Here is a 2,658-nt window from a genome sequence, read left to right on the forward strand (position 1 = left end):
CGCGAGCGCGATGAGGACGGGAACGAGGAGCACCGCACCGAGTTCGGGTGCACGGTATCGCCACCAGTACAGCCCGACGAGGAACACGAGGATGACGCCGAGCGTGATGGAGAATCCCTCGACGAGCGTCTCGAACAGCGCGCTCTGGACGACGGCGGTAACGACCGGCTGACCGGTCGCAATCGCCGTGACGGGGGCACCTCGTTCGACCGCGGTGGCGACGGCGCGGGCATCGCTCGCGCTCGATTGCGCCGAGGCGTCGCCTGCGATTCCGACGATAACGCGTGCGGATTCGTACGACCCGTTCGCGTCCCGGTAGAGGACCGTCGCCGCGCGTTCGGGGCTGCGTCGTACAACCGGTCGTAGACCGCCGCGACGTCTTCGTCCGGGAGTCCGTCGCCGTCACGGTCGCGGTCGTCGATTGCCGCGGCCACCGTATCGTTCGTGGCGGCCACGTCGCGCAGGATCGTCGCGGGGCTTTCGACGGCGGCCGACCCGTCCGGCCGCAAGACGATGGTGCCGTTCCGCCCGCCGCGTTCCGTTGCAGTCGTCGTCGCCGCATCGAGCGCCGCGAGCGATTTCGGGTCGGTGACGGTCCCACGGACGAGTATCTGCGCCTCCGACCCTTCACCGCGCTGCCGGAAGTTATCGCTCAGGTACGCGAGGTTGGCGCTCACGTCGTACTGGTCGGGCGCGAATGGTTCGGGGAGCGAGTGCATCCACGCGGGGGCGTCCTGCGGGATGAAATCGGCTTGGTTGAACTCCGTATCGATGCCCGTCGCGCCGTAGACACCGGACGACGCGAGGAGGACGGCGACGACGAGGACGACGACGGGTGCCCGTCGGGCGAGGTTCGCGGTACCCGAGAGTGCGCGCCGAATCGGCCCGTCACCGACGCCGAACGCCGAACGCAAGCGGGGACGGCCGCGGCGGTCGAAGAAGCGTTCGACTTCGAGTTTGACCGCCGGGACGAGCGCGGCGAAAACGACCAACATGGCGATGATGCCGGTGCCGCTCAGGAGCGCGAAGTCGCGGATGGACGCCAGCGGACTGACGTAGTTCGAGAAGAACCCGATGGCGGTCGTAAACGCCGCGATGACCAGCGCGAGGATGACTCCCGAGAGCCCCGACCGCATCGCCATCGCCGGAGACCGTCGGTCGGTATCCGAATCGTCGGTATCGAGGGCACCGGTCCGCGCCTCGCGGTACCGCATGACGACGTGCAGCGAGTAGTCGAGGCTCAACCCGATGAGGAGGAACGGAACCGCGATGAGGAGCGAACTCGACGGAATTCCGAGCCACGCCTGCGCGCCGCTGAGCCACACCATCACGACACCGACGCCGAAGACGCTGATGAGCACGTCCACGAGGTCGCGGTAGGCGAGGGTGAGCGCGATGAGCAACAGGACGAGGGCGACCGGCGTGATGATGATGAAACTGTCGCCGATGGCCCGCGACGAGGCGTCATCGACGATTCCCTGCCCGAAGACGAACGCGTCGTCGAAGCGCGAATCGACCAGCGACTCGATGGCCACCTGCGCGTCGTACGCGGCTTGAGTCGCGGCTTCCGAGTCGTCCGTTCCTCGCTGGAAGACGAACGTAATCCGTGCGTCGGCGCTCGTCGTCCCCGGTTCGTAGTTCGAGGAGAGGAACTCCGTCGGGTCGGTTCCCGGAGTGGTCGCGTCGGAATCGAGCACCGTTCCGACGAGGGACCGGACGTCGGCGGGAGAGCGCGTTTCGAGCGCGCGTATCTGCTGGTCCAACGTCGGCGACGGTGGACGGGTCGCCGGAGTACCGGCGTTCGTCCCGGACCCGTTCTTCGACGAGTTGGCCCGTTGCCGTCGCACGTCCTCGGCGTACGCGGCGGTTGCGACGACGTTCTCGATGCCGACGAGTCCGCGGTCGGCGCGGAGCGTCCCGTTGATGGAGTCGTCGTTTCGTATCTCGCGTTGGAGACGGAGACTTCGTAGCAAGGACTCGCGGGAGAGGACGTTTCCGTCCTCGTTTCTCACGACGACTTGGCTTACTATCGCGTCGTTCGTCCCGTATGTCGCCCCGATTTCGTCGAGGGCTTTCTGTTCCTGCGACGTGGTTCCGGCTTGGCCGATGGGCGCGTCGCCCGTTTCGCCGATGACCGCGCCCGCACCCACGACCACCGAGACGAGGAGCAAGAGGCCGATAACGAGCCGACTCCGCTCGACGATGGTGTCCGCGAACCGTTCCGCTACCGTCCGCTTCATCGGTCACCACGCGGTCCCGAAGCGGGTCGTCGGTGCGGCACGTCGAACGTGAGGGTACCTTCAGTCGTGACTCTCATTACGATAGTCTCCACAGGCATCGAACAAGAACCGATGGTGAGGTCCCACAACGTGGGACAACCTCGAAACGTGGAGGGAAACCGGTGTGTGAACGGACGAAAACGCCGCTATTGCCCGTACAGTCCGACGACCATGACGCCGAACCCGACGCAGATGATGGAGCTTTCGAGGAGCATCCCCATCGTGAGTTGGACGTGGAGGAAGTGGTGGAAAACGCCGACCAGCACCGTCCCGACGGTGATGATGAACAACCCGATGGCGAAGTAGCGAAGCCCCGCGAACTGCGTGCGCTCGTAGGCGCGGTAGGCGAGTAGAGTGACGACCCCGCCGAGTCCGAGCG

At 66.2% G+C, this 2,658-nt stretch carries 1 protein-coding gene and 1 pseudogene; both read right to left on the reverse strand.

Annotation, left to right across the window (positions count from 1 at the left end; genetic code table 11):
* Positions 1-2,240 (reverse strand): annotated as a pseudogene (locus BG842_RS10405) (MMPL family transporter); the annotation flags it as partial.
* Positions 2,241-2,425: 185 nt separating this feature from the next.
* Positions 2,426-2,658 (reverse strand): hypothetical protein (locus BG842_RS10410; RefSeq protein ID WP_069450678.1); only part of this gene is annotated, 233 nt, incomplete at its 5' end.

Origin of the sequence: Haladaptatus sp. W1 (assembly GCF_001723155.1) — an archaeon.
Taxonomy (GTDB): Archaea; Halobacteriota; Halobacteria; order Halobacteriales; family Haladaptataceae; genus Haladaptatus; species Haladaptatus paucihalophilus.